We start from the raw sequence: 20,176 nt of genomic DNA, 5'->3' as shown, positions 1-20,176 counted from the left end.
CGCGCGCCCGCCCTGCGACCGGCCACCAGGATCCCCATCTCGGCACCCAGGAGGGCAGATGGCCAGATCGCGCCATCTCACCATCGCGGTCGCGGCGGCGGCGACGCTGCTCGCCTCCGCCTGCGCGACCGACAGCGGCACCGGCGGCACCGGCGCCGGAAAGTCCGCCGGCGCCCAGCAGCCGGCCGGCAAGCCCGTCCAGGGCGGGACGCTGCGGCTGGTCGGCGGCGGCGACGTCGACCACCTCGACCCGACCAGCACCTACTACACCGTGACCAACGGGCTCCTGCGCGCCTACGCCCGCCAGCTGTTCTCGCTGGCCGCCCAGGCCGACCTGAAGAAGGCCCTGGAGGTCGTGCCCGACGTCGCCGCCGAGATCCCCACCACGGCGAACGGCGGGCTCAGCAAGGACCTGCTCACCTACACCGTCAAGCTGCGCGACGGCGTCCAGTGGGACACCACGCCGCCACGCGCCGTCACCGCCCAGGACTACCTGCGCGGCTTCAAGCGGCTGTGCAACCCGGTGGCCGGCTCGGGAGCGCCCGGGTACTACACCAGCACGATCAAGGGCATGGCGGAGTACTGCTCCGCCTACGCCAAGGCGTTCGAGAAGGACAAGCCCACGCCGAAGGCGCTGGCCGACTTCCAGAACTCCCACGACATCCCCGGGGTCCAGGCCAAGGACGACAAGACGCTGGTGTTCACGCTCGTCCAGCCGGCCAGCGACTTCCTGAACATCCTGTCGCTCAACTTCGCCTCGGCGGCGCCGCAGGAGTACGACCAGTACCTGCCCGACGACGCGGACTTCCGCCGGCACGTCGTCTCCGACGGGCCCTACAAGATCGTCAAGTACGTGGCGACGAAGGAGATCAGGCTGGAGCGCAACCCGGCCTGGAAGCAGGAGGCCGACCCGATCCGCCACCAGTACGTCGACGCGATCGAGGTCAAGGAGGGCGTCACCGAGCCCGACAGCGTGCAGCAGCAACTGGAGGCGGGCACCGCCGACCTGTCGTGGGACCTGCCGGTGCCGACGGCGCAGCTGCCCCGCCTGGCCTCCTCCGGCGACGCGAACTACAAGGTCTTCCCCGGGGCCATCACCAACCCCTACCTGGTGTTCAACCAGCAGAGCAAGAACGCCGGCGGCGCCATGGGCAAGCTCAAGGTGCGCCAGGCCATCGAGTACGCGATCAGCAAGGTGGCCATCGGCAAGATCTACGGCGGCAAGGAGCTCAACACGCCTCTGCACACCGCCATCCCGCCGGGCAACATCGGCTACCAGGAGTACAACCCCTACCCGACGCCGGGCGACGCGGGCGACCCGGCCAAGTGCAAGCAGATGCTCGCCGAGGCCGGCTACCCGAACGGGCTCACCCTGACCGGGGCCTACCGCAACGCGGGCAACCACCCGGCCGTCTTCCAGTCCTACTCCGCCGACCTGCAGAAATGCGGCATCACGGTCAAGGGCCTGCCGGTGCGGCAGGGCGACTACTACGGCGCCTTCCTGCAGAACGTGTCCCTCGCCAAGGGCAGCAAGTGGGACATCTCAGCCCCCGGCTGGGTGCCCGACTGGTACGGCAACAACGGGCGGGCGGTCGCCCAGCCGCTGTTCCAGACCAACTGCACCCCCGGCACCTCCAACTACGGCTGCTACAGCAACCCCCGGGTGGACGACCTGATCAAGCAGGCGCTCGCCGAGCCCGACGCGGCGAAGTCGGCGGGTCTGTGGCACCAGGTGGACCAGCAGGTCATGGCGGACGCGGTGATCGTGCCCTTCCAGAACCAGAACACGCCGATCTACCACGCCAAGCGGGTCAAGAACGCCCTCTACCTGCCCTCCTTCCAGCTCTACGACGTCACCAACCTCTGGCTCGACCCGCCGAGCCCGTGATGCGGGCGCGACGTCGTGATCGCAATAATCGGACGAAGGACCGGTAGATGAGCCTTCTGGAAGTCAAGGACCTCACGGTCGGCTTCCCGACCGCGGACGGCCTCGTGCGGGCCGTCCGCGGGCTGTCGTTCAGCGTCGAGCCGGGACGGACGCTGGCGATCGTCGGGGAGTCCGGGAGCGGCAAGACGGTGAGCACGCAGGCCATCCTCGGCCTGCTGCCCGAGGCCGACATCACCGGCAGCGCCCTGTTCGAGGGCGTCGACCTGCTCACGCTGGGAGAGGAGCGGCTGCGCCGGATCCGCGGGTCGGCGATCAGCGTCGTGTTCCAGGACCCCCTGACCAGCCTGCACCCGCTGTACAAGGTCGGCTGGCAGATCGCCGAGCTGATCCGCGTCCACGACGCCGGCGTGGGCCGCGCCGAGGCCCGGCGGCGCGCGGTCGAACTGCTGGGGCTGGTCGGCATCCCGCGCCCGGACCGCAGGGTGGACGACTACCCGCACCAGTTCTCCGGCGGCATGCGGCAACGCGCGATGATCGCGATGGCGCTCGCGCTCAACCCGCGCCTGGTGGTCGCGGACGAGCCCACCACCGCGCTGGACGCCACCGTCCAGGCGCAGATCCTCGACCTGATCACGCGCCTGCAGCGGGAGTTCGACATCGCGCTGGTGCTGATCACCCACGACCTCGGCGTGGTGGCGGGCGTCGCCGACGAGGTCATGGTCATGTACGCGGGGCTCCCGGTGGAGCGGGCCGACCGGCGGACGATCTACTACCGGCCGCACCACCCGTACACCAAGGGCCTGCTGGAGTCCATCCCCGGCAGCACGGGGGTGCGCAAGGGCCGGCTGCGGCCGATCCCCGGGCAGCCGCCGAGCATGATCGCCGTGCCGCCCGGGTGCGCGTTCCACCCGCGCTGCCGCTACGCCATGCCGGTCTGCTCCGCCGAGCCGCCGCCGCTGGCCCGCGTGACCGGCGACGGCGACCACGCCTCGGCCTGCTGGCTGCCGCACGAGGCCGTCGGGCTCGGCGAACAGGCGGAGGCCGTGCGGCTGCGCGCCGCCCGCGCGGAGAACGGGGGAGCGGCGTGAACCTCCTCGAAGTCGACGACCTGGTCAAGCACTTCCCCATCCACGAGGGCGCCGTGCTGCGCCGCAGGGTCGGGCAGGTGCACGCGGTCGACGGGGTGAGCCTCACCCTCGCGCCCGGTGAGACGCTGGGCCTGGTCGGCGAGACCGGCTGCGGCAAGTCCACGCTGGCCCGCTGCATCGCCGGGCTGTACCCGGTCACCTCCGGCAAGGTCGTCTTCGACGGCCAGGACATCACCAACCTGCCGCGCGGCGCGATGCGGCCGTTCCGCCGCGACATCCAGGTCATGTTCCAGGACCCCTACGGCTCGCTCAACCCGCGCAGGCGCGTCGGCTCGATCATCGCCGACCCGCTGGTCATCCACGGCATCGGCACCGCCAAGGAACGACGGCGCGCGGTCGGCGAGCTGATGGAACGGGTCGGGCTCAACCCCGAGCACTACAACCGCTTCCCGGCCGAGTTCTCCGGCGGGCAGCGCCAGCGCATCGGCGTCGCCCGCGCCCTGGCCCTGCGCCCCCGGCTGATCATCTGCGACGAGCCGGTGTCGGCGCTCGACGTGTCGATCCAGGCGCAGATCCTCAACCTGCTCAAGGACCTGCAGGACGAGTTCGGCCTGACGTACCTGTTCATCGCCCACGACCTGTCGGTGGTGCGGCACGTCAGCGACCGCATCGCCGTGATGTACCTCGGCCGGGTCGTGGAGCTGGCCGAGGCCGACGAGCTGTACGAGCATCCCCGCCACCCCTACGCCGACGCGCTGTTGTCCGCCACGGCCGTCGCCGACCCCGACGCCGCCGACCGGCGCGGCCGGGTCATCCTCACCGGCGACGTGCCCTCGCCGATCGACCCGCCGTCCGGCTGCCGCTTCCATCCCCGCTGCCCGCGCGCCGGGGACCTCTGCGCGGAACGACAGCCCCCGCTGGAGGGCGGCGGCCACCTGACGGCCTGCCACTACCCGATCGGCGGAGCCCCGCCGGCGGGAGAAAGGGGGACGAGGTGACGCTCACCGAGATACGGCCCGGGGTGGTGCCCGGCAGGACCATCGCCGGGCGCAGCCCGTGGGCCCTGGCCTGGGCCCGCATCCGCACCGACAAGGTCGCCCTGGCCTCGGCGGTCGTGGTGCTGCTCCTGCTCGTGCTCGCCGCGGCGGCGCCGCTGATCGCCCAGTGGAGCGGCCACGGGCCCGACGACCAGTTCCGCGACATCGGCATCACCGACCAGGGACTTCCGGTGGCGCCGAACGGCACGTTCTGGTTCGGCACCGACCGGCTCGGCCGCGACCTGTTCATCCGCGTGCTGTACGGGGCACGGGTGTCGCTGGTCGTCGGCGTGCTGTCCACCGGGCTCGCGGCCTTGCTCGGCGTCGCCGTCGGGCTGCTCGCCGGCTTCTACGGCGGCGTCGTGGACACGCTGCTGTCGCGCCTCATGGACGTCGTGCTCTCCTTCCCGTACCTGATCTTCGCCATCGCGGTGGTGTCCATCGCCGGTCCGTCCTTGACCGCCACGGTCGGGGTGATCGCGTTCTACTCCTGGGCGGCGATCGCCCGGATCGTGCGCGGGCAGACACTCTCGATCAAGGAACGGGAGTACGTCGAGGCGGCCAGGTCGCTCGGCGCGAGCGACGCGCGCGTCATGGTCGTCGACATCCTGCCGAACCTGCTCGCCCCGGTGATCGTGCTGGTCACGCTGCTGGTGCCCGCCGCCATCGTGTTCGAGTCGACGCTGTCCTACCTCGGGCTCGGCATCGTCCCGCCCACGCCGTCCTGGGGCAACCTGCTCAGCGAGGCGCAGGGGTTCTACCGGGTGGCCTGGTGGTACCTCACCTTCCCCGCGGGCACGCTGCTGGTCGCCACGCTGGCGTTCAACCTGCTCGGCGACGGCGTCCGCGACGCCATCGACCCGCGCACCGAGCGCCTGTTCAGCCGGCGCAGGGGCCTGCTGCGCCGGCGCGCCCGCGACAGGCGCTCCGCCCCCGCCTCCGGAGCCCGCGCGGCCGCGTCCGACGGCCCCGTGACCGGCACCGATGGGGACGGTCCGGGCCGGCGAGAGCCCGGCGGGGACGGTCCGGGCCGGCGAGAGCCCGGCGGGGACGGTCCGGGTCGGCGAGAGCCCGGCGGGGACGGTCCGGGCCGGCGAGAGCCCGGCAGGGACGGTCCGGACGGGCGAGAGCCCGGCGCGCACGACGACTCCACAGGGGGCTGACCGATGTTCCGCCGCTTCCTCATCCGCCGGGTGATCCTCGGCGCGATCGTCCTGTGGCTGGTCACGCTCGGGACGTTCTTCATGTTCTTCGTGGCCCCCGGCGACCCGGCACGCACGCTGGCCGGCCGGCAGGCCACCCCGGAACAGGTCGAGCTCATCCGGCGCGACCTCGGCCTCGACCAGCCCGTCCTGGTGCAGTACGGCCAGTACATGGGCCGCCTCCTGCACGGCGATCTCGGCAAGTCCTACTTCAACGGCGAGTCGGTCGGCACGCTCGTCGCCGCCGACCTCCCGCCGACCCTCTCCCTGGTGCTCGGCGGCGCGGTGCTGTGGTTCCTGGTGGGCGTCAGCGCGGGCGTGCTCAGCGCCACCCGGGCCCGCTCGCCGCTCGACCGGGCCATGACGTTCCTGGCGCTCGCCGGCGTCTCGATGCCGACGTTCGTCATCGGGCTGCTGCTGCTCTACCTGCTGTTCTTCCAGCTCACCAAGGCTGGCCTGCCGATCTTCCCGCCGGACTCCTACGTGGACTTCTCCCAGAACCCGGCCGAGTGGGCGCGGCACCTGATCCTGCCCTGGGTCACGCTCGCCACCGTGCAGGCCGCGACCTACCTGCGGCTCACGCGGGGCTCGATGCTCGACGTGCTCGGAGAGGACTACATCAGGACGGCGCGCGCCAAGGGCGTCCCCGAGCGGCGGGTCGTCGTCCGGCACGGCCTGCGCTCGGCGCTGACGCCGGTGGTGTCACAGCTCGGCGTGGACGTCGGCACGCTCATCGGCGGAGTGGTCGTCACCGAGTCGGTCTTCGGGCTCGGCGGCGTCGGCCAGGCGGTCGTGCAGGCGTTCGTGAGCAGCGACCTGCCGGTGATCATGGGAGTGGTGCTCATCACGGCGGCGGCCGTGGTCGTCGCCAACCTCCTGGTCGACGTCGCCTACGCCCTCCTGGACGCCCGCGTCCGGCTCGCCTGACCCTCGGGGGCGGTCAGTGGAAAGGGGTGTGCGGGCGGAACTCCCGGGGAGAAAGGGGCGTGCGGGCGGGAACTCCCGGCGAGAAAGGGCTGCGCGGCCGGGACTTCCGCGAACGGGCGTACGCCTGCCGGGGCTCCCAGGTGAACCGGGGGATGACATGGGCGTGGCCGGCGCGTCCTCTCCCATGCGCGCCGGCCACACCCGTTTCCCACGTAGCGGACCAATGCCCCAGTGGCCCGCTGGACGTCCCTGTGCCCCCTGTTCGGGCATGTATGCGGCAGAAGGCGCGAAATCTAGGCGGGAGGGATGAAACCGCTGGCCGTCGGTGGTGTCGCCGCAGGTGAGGGCGGAGAAAACGGCGCCGGATACGTCCCGGAAACGGGCGCCGCTCCCGGCACGCCGGCGAAGGGGGAAGCGGACGACGACGCCCGCGCCTGCCGCGCCTGGAGGGCGAGCCGCGCCTGCGTGCGGCGGCGGCGCTCGGCCAGAACGGCGGCGAGGTAGGCGTAGGGCGGCGCGGCGGGCGGGGGCGGCGGCGAGACGAACGAGGAGAACTGCCCGGCGATGCGCACCCCCATCTCGTGGCGGACGGCGGGGGACAGCTGGTGCCAGCGCGACAGGTACTGCCGGGCGGTGGCGGCGAGCGCCTCCGGCAGCCGCGACAGCTCCAGCGTCGTGGCCCAGGCGGCGAGCTGGGGCGGCATCTCAGGTGGCGGCGCCTGGCGCGGGGCCCGTTCGGAGATCACGATGGTGCCCGCGAAGACGTCGCCGAGCCGCTTGCCGCGCTCGCTGACCAGCGAGCCGATCAGCGCGGGCGCCCCGAACAGCAGCCAGAACTCCAGCAGCCCGGCCAGACCGCGGAACATCGCCTGCCGGAACCGCTCGGGGCCGCCGTCGTCGCTCACCACCCGGAGCCCGAGCGCCAGCTTGCCCAGGCTGCGCCCGCGGCTCAGCGTCTCGAAGATGACCGGGTAGCCGACGATGACCAGGGCGGTCAGCAGGATCGTCAGCGCGATCGCGAAGGCCTCCTCGGTGACCACCGACAGCATGCCGAGCAGCAGGGACAGCCCGACGATGGCCGCGAACTGCAGCAGCATGTCGATCAACAGGGCCACCGCGCGGCTCGGCAGCTGGGCCACCCGCACCTCGACGACGACGGCCTCACCGGTCACCACATCTGCCACGCCCCCACCCTATCCACCGGGCCAATAGGCTTTCGTGCGTGGACATCGACGCGTTCGTCTCCGTGCACAAGCCGACGTGGGACCGGCTCGAGACCCTGGTGCGGCACCGCGGCTCGCTGACCGGCCCCGAGGTCGACGAACTGGTCGACCTCTACCAGCGCGTGGCGACCCACCTGTCCATCGTCAGGTCCGGCTCCGACCAGCTCCTCGTGGGCCGGCTGTCGGCGCTGGTCGCACGGGCGCGCTCGGCCGTCACCGGCGCCCACACCCCCGCCTGGCGGGAGTTCATCCGGTTCTTCACCGTCTCCTTCCCCGTGGTCGCCTACCGTGCCCGCTGGTGGTGGGCCGGCTCGGCCGCGGTCTTCCTGGCGGTCTCGGTCGTGCTCGGCTTCTGGGTCGCGCGCAACGCCGACGTCCAGGCCGCCATCGCCGGACCCGAACAGATCAAGCAGCTCGTCGAGCACGACTTCGCCGACTACTACTCCGAGCACCCGGCCGGGGCGTTCGCCGGTCAGGTGTGGATCAACAACGCATGGGTGTCGATGCAGGTCATCGCGATGTCGGTCCTCCTCGGCATCCCCATCCCGTACATCCTGTGGCAGAACGCCGCCAACGTCGGCATCTCCGCCGGCCTCATGGCCTCACGCGACCGGCTGGACATCTTCTTCGGCCTGATCACCCCGCACGGGTTGCTGGAGCTCACCGCCGTCTTCCTCGCCGCCGCCGTCGGCATGCGGCTCGGATGGACGGCCATCGACCCCGGTCCGCGGAAGCGCGCGGAGGCGCTCGCCGAACAAGGACGCGCCGTCGTCAGCGTCGCCCTCGGCCTGGTCGTGGTGCTGCTGGTGTCCGGGCTGATCGAGGCCCTGGTGACCCCGTCGCCGCTGCCCACCTGGGCACGCATCGGCATCGGGGTGCTCGCCGAGGCCGCCTTCCTGGCGTACGTGGTGTACTTCGGCCGCCGCGCCCTCCACGCCGGCGAATCCGGCGACCTCGAACGCACCCCCGACGTGGCCCCCTCAACCTGACTCAGCGGACGACGGTCGGCGGGAAGCCGAAGGTGGCGACCAGGCCCGGTTGGTGGAACGAGATGATCTGGCTGATGCCCGCGCCGGTGACGGTGAGCACCACGATGCCGTACGCCTGGTAGGCGCCGTGTCCGTCACGGGTGTAGGCCACCGCGGCGGGCTGCCCGTTGGCGCCGGTCGGCAGCATGAGCCAGTCACCGGGCGATCCGAGAATCCGGGTACGGAGATAGGGCACGCAGGTCGCGCGGCCGGCGAACCAGGTCTTGAAGGGCGTCGCCTCCAGGGTGGCGTCCCGGCGCAGCAGCCGTTCCAGGGCCGGCGCGTCGGCGTTCTGGAAGGCCGCGACGTACTGGTCGAGCAGCGCACGGGCACCCGGTTCGGTGGGCGGGATGATCTCGCCGGCCGCGGGGGCCAGGTCCCGGAGCCGGGCGCGGGCGCGTTGCAGCGCGCTCTTGACCGCCGCTGTGGTGGTGCCCAGCATGACGGCGACCTCGGCGGCGGGAAAGGACAGCACATCCCGCAGTAAGAGCACGGCCCGTTGCGTCCCGGACAGGTACTGCAGGCCGGCGACCAGCGCCAGTCGCAGGTCCTCCCGCGCGAGGACGATGGACGCGGGGTCGGCCGTCTCAGGGCCGACGAGTGCGTCGGGGACCGGTTGAATCCAGCTGACATCGGGTCCGGCCGGTTCCGGGGCGGCCTCGGGGTCCGGTTCCGGACCGCCGAGGCCGGAAGGAAGCACTCGCCTGCTGTGATGCCCCAGCGCGGTCAGGCAGGCGTTGGTGGCGATCTGGTAGAGCCAGGTGCGCACCGATGACCGGCCCTCGAACGCGCCGTAGGAACGCCAGGCACGCAGATAGGTCTCCTGGACCACATCGGTGGCATCGTCCACCGAGCCGAGCATGCGGTAGCAGTGCGCCAGCAGTTCCCGCCGGAACGGCTCGGCGTCCCTGACGAACGCCTCACCGTCGGGCACGTCGGGCACGACGGTCTCCTGGTCAGATTCCGCCACAGGTCACGATCACTCTCCGGTCATAGGGAGCGGCCGAGGAAGGCGGCCAGCCGGTCGGCCGCGCACGCGTCGGCAGGAGCCTCGACGATGGGCCCGAAGATGGCCTCTCCCTCAGGCCCACGGTAGGCGTCGAGGATGTCGACCCGGGCCTGGACGAGGAGCTCGCCTGCGAGCTCGGGATCAAGGTCGGTGTGGTGCCCGATGGCGCGCGCGAGGTCCCATCCATGGACGAACTGGTCCCTGACCACCATACTCATCAGGTCCGCGCCGGAGAACTCGCCGAACGCCAGCTCGATCCTCTTATCCAGAACGCCGTCGGCCCCGAAAGCGGCCAGCGCGAGGTCGATGCCATCGTCATAGTGGGCGAGGAAGTCGCCGGCCGCGTAGTCCTCGTCGGTGGCCTCATAACCGGCGCCCAGGACGGCGGAAGCGCCCCACCGGGCCGAGCCGACGAAATGGTTGATCAGCGCGCGCACGTCCCACGACACGCACGGCGTCGGGCCGTCCAACCGGCCGGGTCCGACCTTGGCCAGCACGGCCCGGGTGCTGGCGAAGGCCCGGCTCAGCTGCCGGGTGGCCACGGGCTCCTGCTTGCTTCCCATCGTTTCGATCCTCTCTCACAGTCCTCGGCGAACCAGGCCTCGCTCCCCGCGGTCGCGGATGATCCTCGGCCCACAACAGGTAGACCTCCCGCCACCGGAAAAGGAATCGCGGCGGCGACATTCATCCGCGAAGCGCGGCGGCGCGCACGTGAATGGAGCGGCGATTCGGCCGGGGGAGGTCACCGCGCCGCCGCCCCGGCTTGAGGAACCTGTCACCGGCCGATGACCGACCCCGGTACGCGACGGCCGCCGTTGCCGGGACATCTGCCGCACCGAGTCAGCGCGTCATGGCCGGAGCTCGAACCAGACCGTGTGGCCTTCGGCGTTCTGGCTCCATCCCCACGACGTGGACAACTCCCGGACCAGCCACAATCCACGGCCGCTCTCGCTGAACGGCTCGGCCTGAATCGGGACCATCGGTATGCCGCCGGGCGATCCCTCGTCGGTCACCTCGACCCGTACCGTCTCGCCGTCGTCGTACACCCGGACCGCCACCACGCCGCCCGGCCGGCGCCCCGACTCCGAATGCCGCACGGCATTCGTGACCACCTCACTGACCAGGACCCCCACCTCGTCCAGATCCCGCCGCCCGGCCACGTGCAGCACCGAACGCACATAATCCCGCGCGATCTTCACCGAACTGCTCAGCCCCAGGACCTCGACCCTGCCGAGCAGCCCACCCATGGTCCTCACTGCACGACCTCCCAGACCCGCTCGGCCGCGTCATTCGAGTGCCGCACCTTCTTGGCGCCCACATTCACCACCGTCTCTGAAGAGATCCCCGCACATTTAAGACGTGCGTCTGTCACGCTGCCTTGGCCATGGATGGTCGGTTCGTCCGATTGCTGTCATATTCGTATCGACGAAAATCGCCGCCGCTTTCAGATTGCCTGTGTGGCGGCATGAATTGTGGAGAAAATAGAGGACAGTCGAGACCCGAATTCGCCCACATGGAGGAGGAAGTTGTCAAGATCTGTCAAGTAGCTGTCACGCTGCAAGGAGCACGAGTGAGGGGAGCGCGTGGACAACGACCTTGATCCACGTTTGACGCCGGTTCAGCGCTTCGGCAGGGAGCTGGCTCGGGTGCGCAGACAAGCAGGCCTCACCCAGGCCCGACTGGGTAAGAATCTCGATTGCTCGGCGTCGCTTGTGGCGCATATCGAAAAAGGTGACAGAACCCCAAAACCGGACTTCGCTGCCGGATGTGATCGGGTATTCGGCACAGGTGATCGTTTCGTTCGCCTTTGTCGCAACATCACCTCTCCTTCAGGTCCGGGCTGGTACCTCCGCTGGACTGATGAGATCGAACCGCGCGCACGCGTGCTACGAAGCTGGGATCCCCTGCTCGTCCCAGGTCTCCTGCAGACAGAGGAGTATGCGCGTGCCATCTTCCGGGGCGGGCTGGCCACCTCGGATGAACAGGTCGAGCAACAAGTCGGCGCTCGCATGCGCCGCAAGACGGTTTTCGACAGCGATCAACCGCCCACCCTGTGGGTGCATATCGATGAGTGGGTACTTCGCCGCCCCATCGGCGGACCGCTGGTCATGCACGCGCAGCTTGATCACCTCGCGACGATCGCCCAGCGCCAGAACGTGACGGTGCAACTGGTGCCGTATGACAACACCTGCACAACGGGATGGCAGTCGAGTTTCATCATCGCCGAACTGCCCGACGCCCCCACAGCGGTCTCCGTGGACTCCGCCGGGGAGGGCGAGGTGTCGACCGAGCACAGGTTCGTCGCCTTGATCTGGGCGAGATATGACAAGATACGGGCGGAGGCGTACCGCCCTGGTCAATCCCTCGAAATGATCAAGGAAGCGCGAGACCAATGGAAGCAGCAGACCTGATCGGTGTCGACCTGACCAAGGCCACATGGAGAAAGAGTTCCCGCAGTGGTGAGAATGGCGGCAACTGCGTCGAGGTCGCCACTGGTCTGCCTAGGATCATCGGCGTGCGGGACAGCAAGAACGCCAATGGTCCGGCGTTGCTCTTCAGCCCGGGCGAATGGTCGGCGTTTCTGAACAGCGTCAAGAACGACCGTCTCACCCGCTGAACCCCGGCGACTCTTGGTGTGACGGTGAGCCCGCGTGCGCGCGAGAAAGGCGCGCGGGGCGCCGTAGGACGGCGCCGCAGTGACTCAAAGCTGCCGGTACATGATGTGCAGTCCTACGTAGCCGTGAGTCGGATGGTGGAAGCCGTCGGGGAGGGTGGTCATCACTTCGAAGCCGAGTGACCTCCACAGCGCCACCGCTCGGGTGTTGGTCTCCACAACGGCGTTGAACTGCATCGCTCGAAAGCCGTCCTTGCGTGCCTGCTCCAGGACATGCTCGCCGAGTGCCCGGCCGACGCCCCGGCCGGAGTGGTCCGGGGCGACCATGAAGCTCGCGCTGGCGATGTGCGCGGCGCCGCCACGGTGGTTGCGGACGCTGTTGGCCGTGCCCAGGACGGTTCCATCCGCGTCCACGGCGACGAAGGTGCGGCCCGGCGGCTTCGGGAACCACATTTGACGGGCCTCGGATTCGGTGGTGCCCCGATCCCAGGAGAAGGTCTCACCCGCACGCACGATGCCCTCCATGAAGGCCCACATCTTGGGCCAGTCGTACGGCATCGCCTCTCGGATCAGCATGGCCGCCAGCATGGGTCACCCAGGTAGGGGCCGCAACTGGGTTTATCCGCAGGCTTCGGTTCGCGGCTGATGTATTTCGGGACGATAGGGGATGTTTCGGTGCGTTGCGCCCCAATCACTGGGCGTGATCTTGGCGGGTGATCCATGATGGCGGGTATGGCACAGCGTGCACTGATATGGGGCGGGGCGGCGGTCGCGGTGGCCGCCGCGGCGGGGCTGGGTGTGTACTTCGCCAGAGTAGGGCTGGATGCGGCCGACAAGCTGGCCAGCGTGATCGGGGTGTTCGTCGCGCTGGCCGGGTTGGGGGTGGCGGTGTACGGGATGGTCGCCGACCGGCGTGCTGGAGTGGTACGGCAGCAGGCCGAAGCCACCGGGGGCGGTCAGGTGTATCAGGCCGGCCGCGACCTCACCGACAGACCGGCAGGGCGGCTCTGGCCAACCGCAACCGGCGGGGATAACGCTGATGGGCAAGCGCGGCCGGGGGTTCGGCAGCAGGCCAAGGCCACCGGGCGTGGCAGCCGGGTGGATCAGGCCGGACGTGACCGGACCAGCGACGAGCGATGACCGTAGGACGACAACGCCCGTCGGTGAGCCAGCAGGCGACCGCGTCGGGGTTCGCGCGGATCTATCAGGCCGCGGGGAATCAGATCATCTACCAGGGCGGTGAGCGGTACCGGCTGGCGGTCTGGCCCGCCCAGCCTGCGCCGCCGACGGTGCGCCAAGCGCGGGCACAGCCCAGTGTGCTGTTACGAGCGGCCAATCAGCTGATCTCCTTCACCGGCCGTGACACCGAGTTGGGACGGTTGTACCGGTGGCGGGACGGCACGGGCGAGCAGGTGGCGGTCGGTCTGATCCATGGACCGGGTGGGCAGGGCAAGACCCGGCTGGCCGGGCAGGTGGCGGACCTGTGGCGGCGCCAGGGGTGGGTGGTGCTGGCGGCCCATCACCGGCGTGACCGTTCAGCGCCCGAGGTGCTGGATGTTCCGACTTTCGACGGAGCGGCCGGGGTGCTGGTGGTGGCGGACTACGCCGAACGGTGGGACACCGCGGATCTGCTGGCGCTGCTGGCCGATACCCGGACCAGCCAGCAGGTGCCGGTGCGCGTGCTGCTGCTGGCCCGTCCGGCCGGCACCTGGTGGCAGTCACTGGAGTACCGGATCGGGCGTGATCTGAACCTGGTGCCCGACCGGTGGGAGTTGGGGCCGCTGGAGGCCGATGCGCGCACCACCCGCGCCGGGTTGTTCGAGGCCGCCCGGGACCGGTTCGCCGATCTGCTGGCGGTGCCGACCGGCAGGGACGTCGATCCCCCGCGCGCGCTGGCCGACCACGAGGCCTACGAGTTGGTGCTGACGGTGCACATGGCCGCTCTGGCCGCGGTCCTGGCCCATGACCGCGGCCAGGACCCGCCGGCCGGCCCGGTGCAGGTGTCGGAGTTGCTGCTGGCCCGTGAGCGCGACCATTGGGAGGCGATGTCCGCCCCGTCCCGCGAGAAGCCATTGGCGACCTCGCCGGATGCGATGGGTCAGGTCGTCTACACCGCCACCCTGACCGGCCGTCTCGACTACGACAACGGCAAGGCCGCCCTGGAACAGGCCATGATCGAGTCGCGGGAGCATCCCGGGCAACTTCTCAAGGACCACGCCACGTGCTACCCGCCCGCCGGGCACACCGGCGAGGATAAGTCAGGCAGCGACGGGGTCACGGTGCTGGAGCCGTTGTATCCGGACCGGCTGGGCGAGGACTACATCGCGCTGTCCACTCCCGGCCACTCGCACCGGTTCCCCTGCGATCCCTGGGCCGAGAAGGCGCCGGCTCGCCTGCTCGCCCTGCCCGGGCGGCCTGGCGATCAGCCCGTGGAAGACGACGGGGTGGCGGTGTGGACCCGCCAAGGACTGACCGTGCTGATCGAGGTCGCCCGGCGGTGGCCGCACCTGGCCAAAGGCCGGCTGTATCCGCTGCTGACCGCCCACCCGCGCCTGGCCCTGCATGCCGGTGGAGCGGCCCTGACCGCCTTGACCCGCCTCAAGGGCATCCCCCTGGACCTGCTGGAGGCGATCGAAGCCGTCCTGCCCGCGCACCGGCACATCGACCTTGACATCGGCATCGCCGCGGTCACCGAGCGACTGGCCGAACACCGGCTGGCCGCCACCACTGACCCCGCCACCCGCGCCCACATCCACGACACACTGGCCCTCCACCTGTCCTACGCCGGCGTGCATGCCCGCGCGCTGACCGAAAGCCACCACGCGATCAAGCTTTGGCGCCACCTCGCCGCGGCCGACCCCAGCGCCTACCTGCCGGACCTGGCCGGCTCGGTGAGCGACCACGCGCTCCATTTGGTGAGGGTGGGGCGGCGTAGCGAGGCGGTGCCCCTGTCCGAGGAGGCCGTCCTCCTACGCCGGGAGCTGGTCACGCTCGACCGGGAGGCCTACCTGCCCGACCTGGCCGCCTCGGTGAACAACCACGCGGGCCTGCTGGCGGAGCTGGGGCGGCGCAGCGAGGCGGTGTCCCTGTCCGAGGAGGCCGTCGGCCTGTTTCGGGAGCTGGCCGCGGTCAACCGGGACGTCTACCTGCCCGACCTGGCGATGTCCGTGAACAACCACGCGGGCCCGCTGGCGCAGGTGGGGCGGCGCAGCGAGGCGGTGTCCCTATCTGAGGAGGCCGTCGGCCTGTTTCGGGAGCTGGCCGCGGTCAACCGGGAGGCCTACCTGCCCAACTTGGCCGGTGCGGTGAACAACCACGCGAGCCGGTTGGCGGAGGTGGGGCGGCGCAGTGAGGCGGTGCCCCTGTCCGAGGAGGCCGTCCTCCTACGTCGGGAGCTGGCCGCGCTCAACCGGGACGCCTACCTGCCCAACCTGGCGGGTGCGGTGAACAACCACGCGGGCCTGCTGGCGGAGGTGGGGCGGCGCAGCGAGGCGGTGCCCCTGTCTGAGGAGGCGGTCGGCCTGTACCAGGAGCTGGTCGCGCTCAACCGGGATGCCTACCTGCCCAACCTGGCCGCCTCGGTGAACAATCACGCGCGCCTGCTGGCGGAGGTGGGGCGGCGCAGCGAGGCGGTGCCCCTGTCTGAGGAGGCCGTGGGCCTGTACCAGGAGCTGGCCGCGGTCAACCGGGACGCGTACCTGCCCAACCTGGCGATATCGGTGAACAACCACGCGCTCCGGTTGGCGGAGGTGGGGCGGCGCAGCGAGGCGGTGCCCCTGTCCGAGGAGGCCGTCCTGCTACGCCGGGAGTTGGCCGCGCTCAACCGGGACGCCTACCTACCGGACCTGGCGATGTCGGTGAACGACCACGCGGGCCTGCTGGCGGAGGTGGGGCGGCGCAGTGAGGCGGTGCTCTTGGCCGAGGAGGCCGTCCTGCTACGCCGGGAGTTGGCCGCGCTCAACCGGGACGCCTACCTGTCCAACCTTGGTACCTCGGTGAACAACCACGCGAACCTGCTGGCGGAGATGGGGCGGCGCAGCGAGGCGGTGCCCCTGTCCGAGGAGGCCGTCGGCCTGTTTCGGGAGCTGGCCGCGCTCAACCGGGACGCCTACCTGCCCGAACTGGCCGCCTCGGTGAACAACCACGCGTTCCTGCTGGCGCAGGTGGGGCGGCGCAGCGAGGCGGTGCTCTTGGCCGAGGAGGCCGTCCTCCTAAGCCGAGAGCTGGCCACGCTCAACCGAGATGCCTACTTGCTCGGCTACACACAGAGCGTCACTGTCCTGGGGTATGTACTGGTTGAAGCTGAACGATTTCGCGAGGCGACGGCCCCCTTGATCGAGGCGTTCGTCGTCGCGCAAGAGTTACCCGAGTACCACCAAGGCATCATCGGCATGATCGTCGATCTCCTGCGTCGTGGCTATGGGGGGGACCCCGCCGGAGTGGCCGAGGAGCTCCGCGCGCTCACCGGTCAAGACGTCCCCGGCTGGATGAAGAAACCGCCCGCCGAATCCGAGAACTGACGAGAGCCCACTGACCAACGACCATGGCGACCGATCAGCATCGGATCCGCCCTGCCCGAGACAGGCGCCGGTCGCGCCTCCGGCACGCAGGCTGTGCGACCGGATGCCGCCCAGGCCGGCCCGTTCCGCACCGGTGGCGCGTGCCGGCGCGATCACGGCGTCGCGGAGTGGTTCGCCTGCGCGGCGATGTCCTGGTCGGGGATCCACGCACAGCCGCTGTCCGGGCTTCCGCAGAGCAGGATGACCGCGTCGAGGTGGTCACGGGTACGGGTCAACGCGGCGATCTGGGCGTCGATGCGATCACGTTCGGCGGTCAGCAGGGCCCGCGACTCCGGAGTGTTGACCTTGGCCTCGACACAGGGCAGCAGCTCGGCGATGGTCCGGCTGGACAGGCCGGCCGCGTAGAGCGTCTGGATCAGCTGGACCCGGTCGGCCGCGGACTCGGGGTAGTGGCGCTGCCCGGAGCCGCTCCGGTTCGCCTCCAGCAGCCCTTGCTCCTCGTAGTAGCGCAGGGCCCGCACGCTGACGCCTGACTGCGCCGCCAAATCTCCGATACGCACCGTGACCTCCGTCACAAGACTTGCCTCTGACGTCAACGTCAGGTTTTACGTTATCCGATATGCAGATCAATGGAGCACACGTGCTGGTCACCGGCGCCAACCGCGGCCTGGGCCGGCAGTTCGCCCTTTCCCTTCTCGACCGCGGCGCCGGCAAGGTGTACGCGACCGCCCGCCGCCCGGAGCTCATCGACGTGCCAGGGGTCGTCCCGCTGCGCCTCGACGTCACCGATCCGGCGTCGATCGCCGCCGCCGCGGCGGCGGCATCCGATGTCAAGATCGTCATCAACAACGCGGGAATCTCGACCGGGGCGAACCTGGTCACCGGGGACCTGGACCTGATCCGCCGCGAGATGGACACGCACTTCTACGGCGCCCTCAACGTGATCCGCGCCTTCGCGCCCCAGTTGGCCGACGGCGCGATCCTCAACGTGCTGTCCGCGATCTCGTGGCTCGCCGTCGACGGTGCGGGTGCCTACCACGCGGCCAAGGCGGCCGAGTGGGCGCTCACCAACAACGTCCGCCTGGAACTGGCCGGTCAGCGCACCCTGGTGACGGGCCTGCACTTGGGCGCCGCGGACACCGACATGATGGCCTGGTACGAGGGCGACAAGAGCGCCCCCGAGGTGATCGTCGCGGCGGCCCTGGACGGCATCGAAGGGGACCGGCCCGAGGTGCTCGCCGACGACTGGAGCCGCCAGGTGAAGGCGTGGCTGTCGCAGGACCCGGATGTCATCTACCGGGAAGCGGCGGCGGCCCTTTCTGTCTGACCTGGGGGTTCTGGAAGTCATGGTCGCGGCGCCCGCGACCATGACTTCCAGGCCGCGGCCTGTACATCAGGCCGCAGCCGTACGTGGAGCCGTACTCGCCCGCCGGAGTTCGTGGCGGGCGCGCTGGTCGGGGCGAGTCCTCGATGAAGGCGGCGAGTTGGGACGCGTCGCGGCACTCGCGCATCGGGACCACCCCGCCGCAGGTGGTCGCGACCGAGTCGCCGGCCTCCCACTGCGCGGGGCTCGAGTGGGATGGTCGGGAGGTAATGGGGGTTAGGGGCCTGACCTGGGGTGATGGGGGCGGAATTGTCGGTTGGGCGAGATATGGTTTTTGTGATCGTTTTCCCGTTCTCAGGCCCTTGGATGCCGGTGGTGGAGGCGCATGCGTACTCGGTGGCCGCTGGTCATGGTCGGGGCGGTGGTGCTGATCGTCGTCTTCGGCGTGGTCGCGATGCTCACCACCCCCGACTCGCTGGAGGCGTCGCGGAACAGCGGGCGACGGTCCCCGCTGCCCACGCACAGCGCCGGGCTGACGCCCTCCACATCCGAGCCCGCGCCTGAGAATTCCGCCACGTCGGTCCCTGAGGTGCCCGACCCTCTGGTGACGGCCGCGCCGTCCGACCCGCCGGTCCCTGCTTCGTCCGCCCCGGCGCCCCCCGTCTCGCAGGAGGGCCCGGACGTGGTGGCGGCCCGGTATTTCGCCGCCTGGCAGGCCGGGGACTTCGCCGCCATGGCCGGGCTGGTGGCCGATCCTCCGGCGGACTTCGCCGACCGGCACCGGCGGTTCAGCGCCGAGCTCCACATCGCCTCGCTCGCCCTGACCCCGGGCACGCCGCGCCTCCAGGGCGCCGACGCCGCGGAGGTGCCGTTCCAGGGGACCCGCCAGGTGACCGGCCTCGGCCGGTGGGACTTCGCCTCGGTGCTTCGCCTGGCGCGGCGCGACGGGGCGTGGAAGGTGGTCTGGGGTCCCGAGACGCTGCACCCCTCGCTCAAGGATGGCGGCGCGCTGCGGCTGAAGGAGACCAAGGTGGCCCGGCCGGCCGCGCTCACCCGTGAGGGCAGGTCGTTCCCCGCGGACAGCAGGGCGGGGGACTACTTCCCCGGGCTGAGTGCCACCACGGTCCGCCTGGCCATCGAGGAGGTCCCGTCCGGGAAGGTGCTGCTGGCCACCCCGGACGCGGCGTCGCAGGCGACGCGGACGACCATCTCCGAGCCGGTGCAGAAGGCCGCGGCGCGGGCCCTGGACGGCGTCGGCCGGCCGGCGGCGATCGTCGCGCTGGACGCGCAGAGCGGGCAGGTGCGGGCCGTGGCCGACACACTCGGTGGGAAACGGGCGTTCAACGGCCTGTACCCGCCGGGGTCGTCGTTCAAGGTGGTGACCGCCGCGGCGCTGCTCCGTTCGGGACTCGCGCCGGACGCGCAGGTGGCGTGCCCGGGCACCTACACCATCCCGAACGCCCGCAGCTTCCACAACGACGGCGGCGCCGACCGCGGCACCGTGACGCTGACCATGGCCTTCGCGTTCTCGTGCAACACGACGTTCGTCCGGCAGGCGTACGAGCGGCTGCGCGACGACCGCCTGCGGGCCGAGGCCGCCGACCGGTTCGGTTTCCGCGAGAAGCCGGGGCTGAGCACCTGCCGCATCCGGCCGTACACGGCGTTGGACGACCTGGGCGCCGACGCCATCGGGCAGAACTCGGTGCAGGGCAGCCCGCTCTGCATGGCCGAGGTCGCCGCCGCCGTCGCGAGCGGCACGTGGAGGCCCGCCGTCATGACCGGCTCCCCGCCCGCCGGGTCACCGGCCCCGGTGCCGCTGGACCCGGGCATCGCCGCTGGGCTCCGCACCATGATGAGCGCCGTCGTCACCCAGGGCACCGCCGCGCGGGCCGGGCTGCCCGCCGGGACCTTCGGCAAGACCGGCACCGCCGAGGTCCAGGGCGCGTCCCCGCACGCGTGGTTCATCGGCTATCGCGATTCGCTGGCCTTCGCGGTGTTCGTCCAGAACGGCGGCAGCGGCGGCGCCACGGCCGCCCCCATCGCCGCCAAGTTCCTCAAGGCCCTCTAGCGCTGTATACGGAACGCTCGCCGCCTGCGCGCCGTACGACGGCGCCGTGTTCGCCGACCACCATCCCGCCGACCCGGCGCCGAAGCAGCACACCGTTGTCGTTCGGCGGCGGTGGTGTGGGCTGCGGGGAAGAGGGCGGCGTGTGCTCCGCCTTGCCGGCGTTGCGGATAGGGCGGGGGCGTTCTGGTGATGGTGTGGCGATGTCGGTTGTCCAGGGACACGTCTCAGATGTCTTAGATGAGGTGCTG

At 70.7% G+C, this 20,176-nt stretch carries 18 protein-coding genes; 12 read left to right on the top strand and 6 right to left on the bottom strand.

Annotated elements, in window-relative coordinates; translation table 11 throughout:
• Positions 1-58: 58 nt before the first annotated feature.
• Genes ABZU32_RS25000 through ABZU32_RS24980 form a run of 5 tightly spaced genes read left to right on the top strand, consistent with a single transcriptional unit; the run spans position 59 to position 6,142 of the window.
• The gene (locus ABZU32_RS25000) at positions 59-1,888 is read left to right on the top strand and encodes an ABC transporter substrate-binding protein (protein WP_354925581.1); all 1,830 of its coding nucleotides are present in this window, start codon (positions 59-61) and stop codon (positions 1,886-1,888) included.
• Between the two features lie 47 nt (positions 1,889-1,935).
• The gene (locus tag ABZU32_RS24995) at positions 1,936-2,976 is read left to right on the top strand and encodes an ABC transporter ATP-binding protein (protein ID WP_354836994.1); all 1,041 of its coding nucleotides are present in this window, start codon (positions 1,936-1,938) and stop codon (positions 2,974-2,976) included.
• Entirely contained in the window at positions 2,973-3,974 is a 1,002-nt protein-coding gene (locus tag ABZU32_RS24990; protein WP_354925578.1) for a dipeptide ABC transporter ATP-binding protein, read from the top strand. Before ABZU32_RS24995 ends, ABZU32_RS24990 begins: the two co-directional genes overlap by 4 nt.
• Positions 3,971-5,176 (top strand): ABC transporter permease subunit, encoded by a 1,206-nt coding sequence (locus ABZU32_RS24985; RefSeq protein ID WP_354925575.1) that lies wholly within the window; start codon positions 3,971-3,973, stop codon positions 5,174-5,176. Before ABZU32_RS24990 ends, ABZU32_RS24985 begins: the two co-directional genes overlap by 4 nt.
• Positions 5,177-5,179: 3 nt before the next feature.
• On the top strand, positions 5,180-6,142 hold the full coding sequence (locus ABZU32_RS24980; RefSeq protein WP_354836988.1) for an ABC transporter permease: 963 nt from the start codon (positions 5,180-5,182) through the stop codon (positions 6,140-6,142).
• Between the two features lie 293 nt (positions 6,143-6,435).
• Here ABZU32_RS24980 and ABZU32_RS24975 read toward each other — a convergent pair whose 3' ends face one another.
• Positions 6,436-7,326, bottom strand: coding sequence for an RDD family protein (locus ABZU32_RS24975; RefSeq protein ID WP_354925572.1), 891 nt, complete (start codon positions 7,324-7,326; stop codon positions 6,436-6,438).
• A 38-nt stretch (positions 7,327-7,364) separates the two neighbouring features.
• Here ABZU32_RS24975 and ABZU32_RS24970 point away from each other — a divergent pair, with 38 nt between their 5' ends.
• Positions 7,365-8,354: a stage II sporulation protein M gene (locus tag ABZU32_RS24970; protein ID WP_354925569.1), complete on the top strand. Its 990-nt coding sequence runs from the start codon at positions 7,365-7,367 to the stop codon at positions 8,352-8,354.
• A gap of 1 nt (position 8,355) precedes the next feature.
• On the opposite strand, the gene ABZU32_RS24965 is transcribed toward ABZU32_RS24970, so the two are convergent.
• The 3 genes from ABZU32_RS24965 to ABZU32_RS24955 form a co-directional block, all read right to left on the bottom strand.
• On the bottom strand, positions 8,356-9,363 hold the full coding sequence (locus ABZU32_RS24965) for a sigma-70 family RNA polymerase sigma factor (protein ID WP_354925566.1): 1,008 nt from the start codon (positions 9,361-9,363) through the stop codon (positions 8,356-8,358).
• Between the two features lie 20 nt (positions 9,364-9,383).
• Positions 9,384-9,965, bottom strand: coding sequence for a TIGR03086 family metal-binding protein (locus ABZU32_RS24960; protein ID WP_354925563.1), 582 nt, complete (start codon positions 9,963-9,965; stop codon positions 9,384-9,386).
• Between the two features lie 285 nt (positions 9,966-10,250).
• Complete coding sequence (locus tag ABZU32_RS24955) at positions 10,251-10,649, bottom strand: ATP-binding protein (RefSeq protein WP_354925759.1); 399 nt, start codon at positions 10,647-10,649, stop codon at positions 10,251-10,253.
• A 336-nt stretch (positions 10,650-10,985) separates the two neighbouring features.
• Here ABZU32_RS24955 and ABZU32_RS24950 point away from each other — a divergent pair, with 336 nt between their 5' ends.
• Both ABZU32_RS24950 and ABZU32_RS24945 read left to right on the top strand, forming a co-directional pair.
• A complete protein-coding gene (locus ABZU32_RS24950) occupies positions 10,986-11,813 on the top strand; it encodes a helix-turn-helix transcriptional regulator (RefSeq protein ID WP_354925560.1) in 828 nt (275 codons plus the stop codon).
• On the top strand, positions 11,795-12,019 hold the full coding sequence (locus ABZU32_RS24945; protein ID WP_354925557.1) for a DUF397 domain-containing protein: 225 nt from the start codon (positions 11,795-11,797) through the stop codon (positions 12,017-12,019). The genes ABZU32_RS24950 and ABZU32_RS24945 overlap by 19 nt, the downstream gene beginning before the upstream one ends.
• Before the next feature lie 84 nt (positions 12,020-12,103).
• Here the strand turns inward: ABZU32_RS24945 and ABZU32_RS24940 are convergent, their stop codons facing one another.
• On the bottom strand, positions 12,104-12,592 hold the full coding sequence (locus ABZU32_RS24940; protein ID WP_354925555.1) for a GNAT family N-acetyltransferase: 489 nt from the start codon (positions 12,590-12,592) through the stop codon (positions 12,104-12,106).
• A gap of 156 nt (positions 12,593-12,748) precedes the next feature.
• On the opposite strand from ABZU32_RS24940, the gene ABZU32_RS24935 reads away from it, so the two are divergent.
• Together ABZU32_RS24935 and ABZU32_RS24930 are read left to right on the top strand one after the other, a co-directional pair.
• Positions 12,749-13,156 carry a hypothetical protein gene (locus ABZU32_RS24935; protein ID WP_354925552.1) on the top strand — a complete coding sequence of 136 codons (408 nt, stop codon included), beginning with the start codon at positions 12,749-12,751 and terminating at the stop codon, positions 13,154-13,156.
• Positions 13,153-16,536: a hypothetical protein gene (locus tag ABZU32_RS24930; protein WP_354925549.1), complete on the top strand. Its 3,384-nt coding sequence runs from the start codon at positions 13,153-13,155 to the stop codon at positions 16,534-16,536. Before ABZU32_RS24935 ends, ABZU32_RS24930 begins: the two co-directional genes overlap by 4 nt.
• Before the next feature lie 152 nt (positions 16,537-16,688).
• On the opposite strand, the gene ABZU32_RS24925 is transcribed toward ABZU32_RS24930, so the two are convergent.
• Positions 16,689-17,096 carry a MerR family transcriptional regulator gene (locus ABZU32_RS24925; protein ID WP_354925547.1) on the bottom strand — a complete coding sequence of 136 codons (408 nt, stop codon included), beginning with the start codon at positions 17,094-17,096 and terminating at the stop codon, positions 16,689-16,691.
• A 59-nt stretch (positions 17,097-17,155) separates the two neighbouring features.
• On the opposite strand from ABZU32_RS24925, the gene ABZU32_RS24920 reads away from it, so the two are divergent.
• Together ABZU32_RS24920 and ABZU32_RS24915 are read left to right on the top strand one after the other, a co-directional pair.
• Positions 17,156-17,863 carry an SDR family oxidoreductase gene (locus ABZU32_RS24920; RefSeq protein ID WP_354925545.1) on the top strand — a complete coding sequence of 236 codons (708 nt, stop codon included), beginning with the start codon at positions 17,156-17,158 and terminating at the stop codon, positions 17,861-17,863.
• A 382-nt stretch (positions 17,864-18,245) separates the two neighbouring features.
• On the top strand, positions 18,246-19,928 hold the full coding sequence (locus tag ABZU32_RS24915; protein WP_354925542.1) for a penicillin-binding transpeptidase domain-containing protein: 1,683 nt from the start codon (positions 18,246-18,248) through the stop codon (positions 19,926-19,928).
• Positions 19,929-20,176 lie beyond the last annotated feature (248 nt).

This window comes from Sphaerisporangium sp. NPDC005288 (genome assembly GCF_040607475.1).
GTDB lineage: Bacteria > Actinomycetota > Actinomycetes > Streptosporangiales > Streptosporangiaceae > Sphaerisporangium > Sphaerisporangium rhizosphaerae.
The sequence above is the reverse complement of the archived record's forward strand: the minus strand, read 5'-3'. Positions and strand labels throughout refer to the sequence as shown.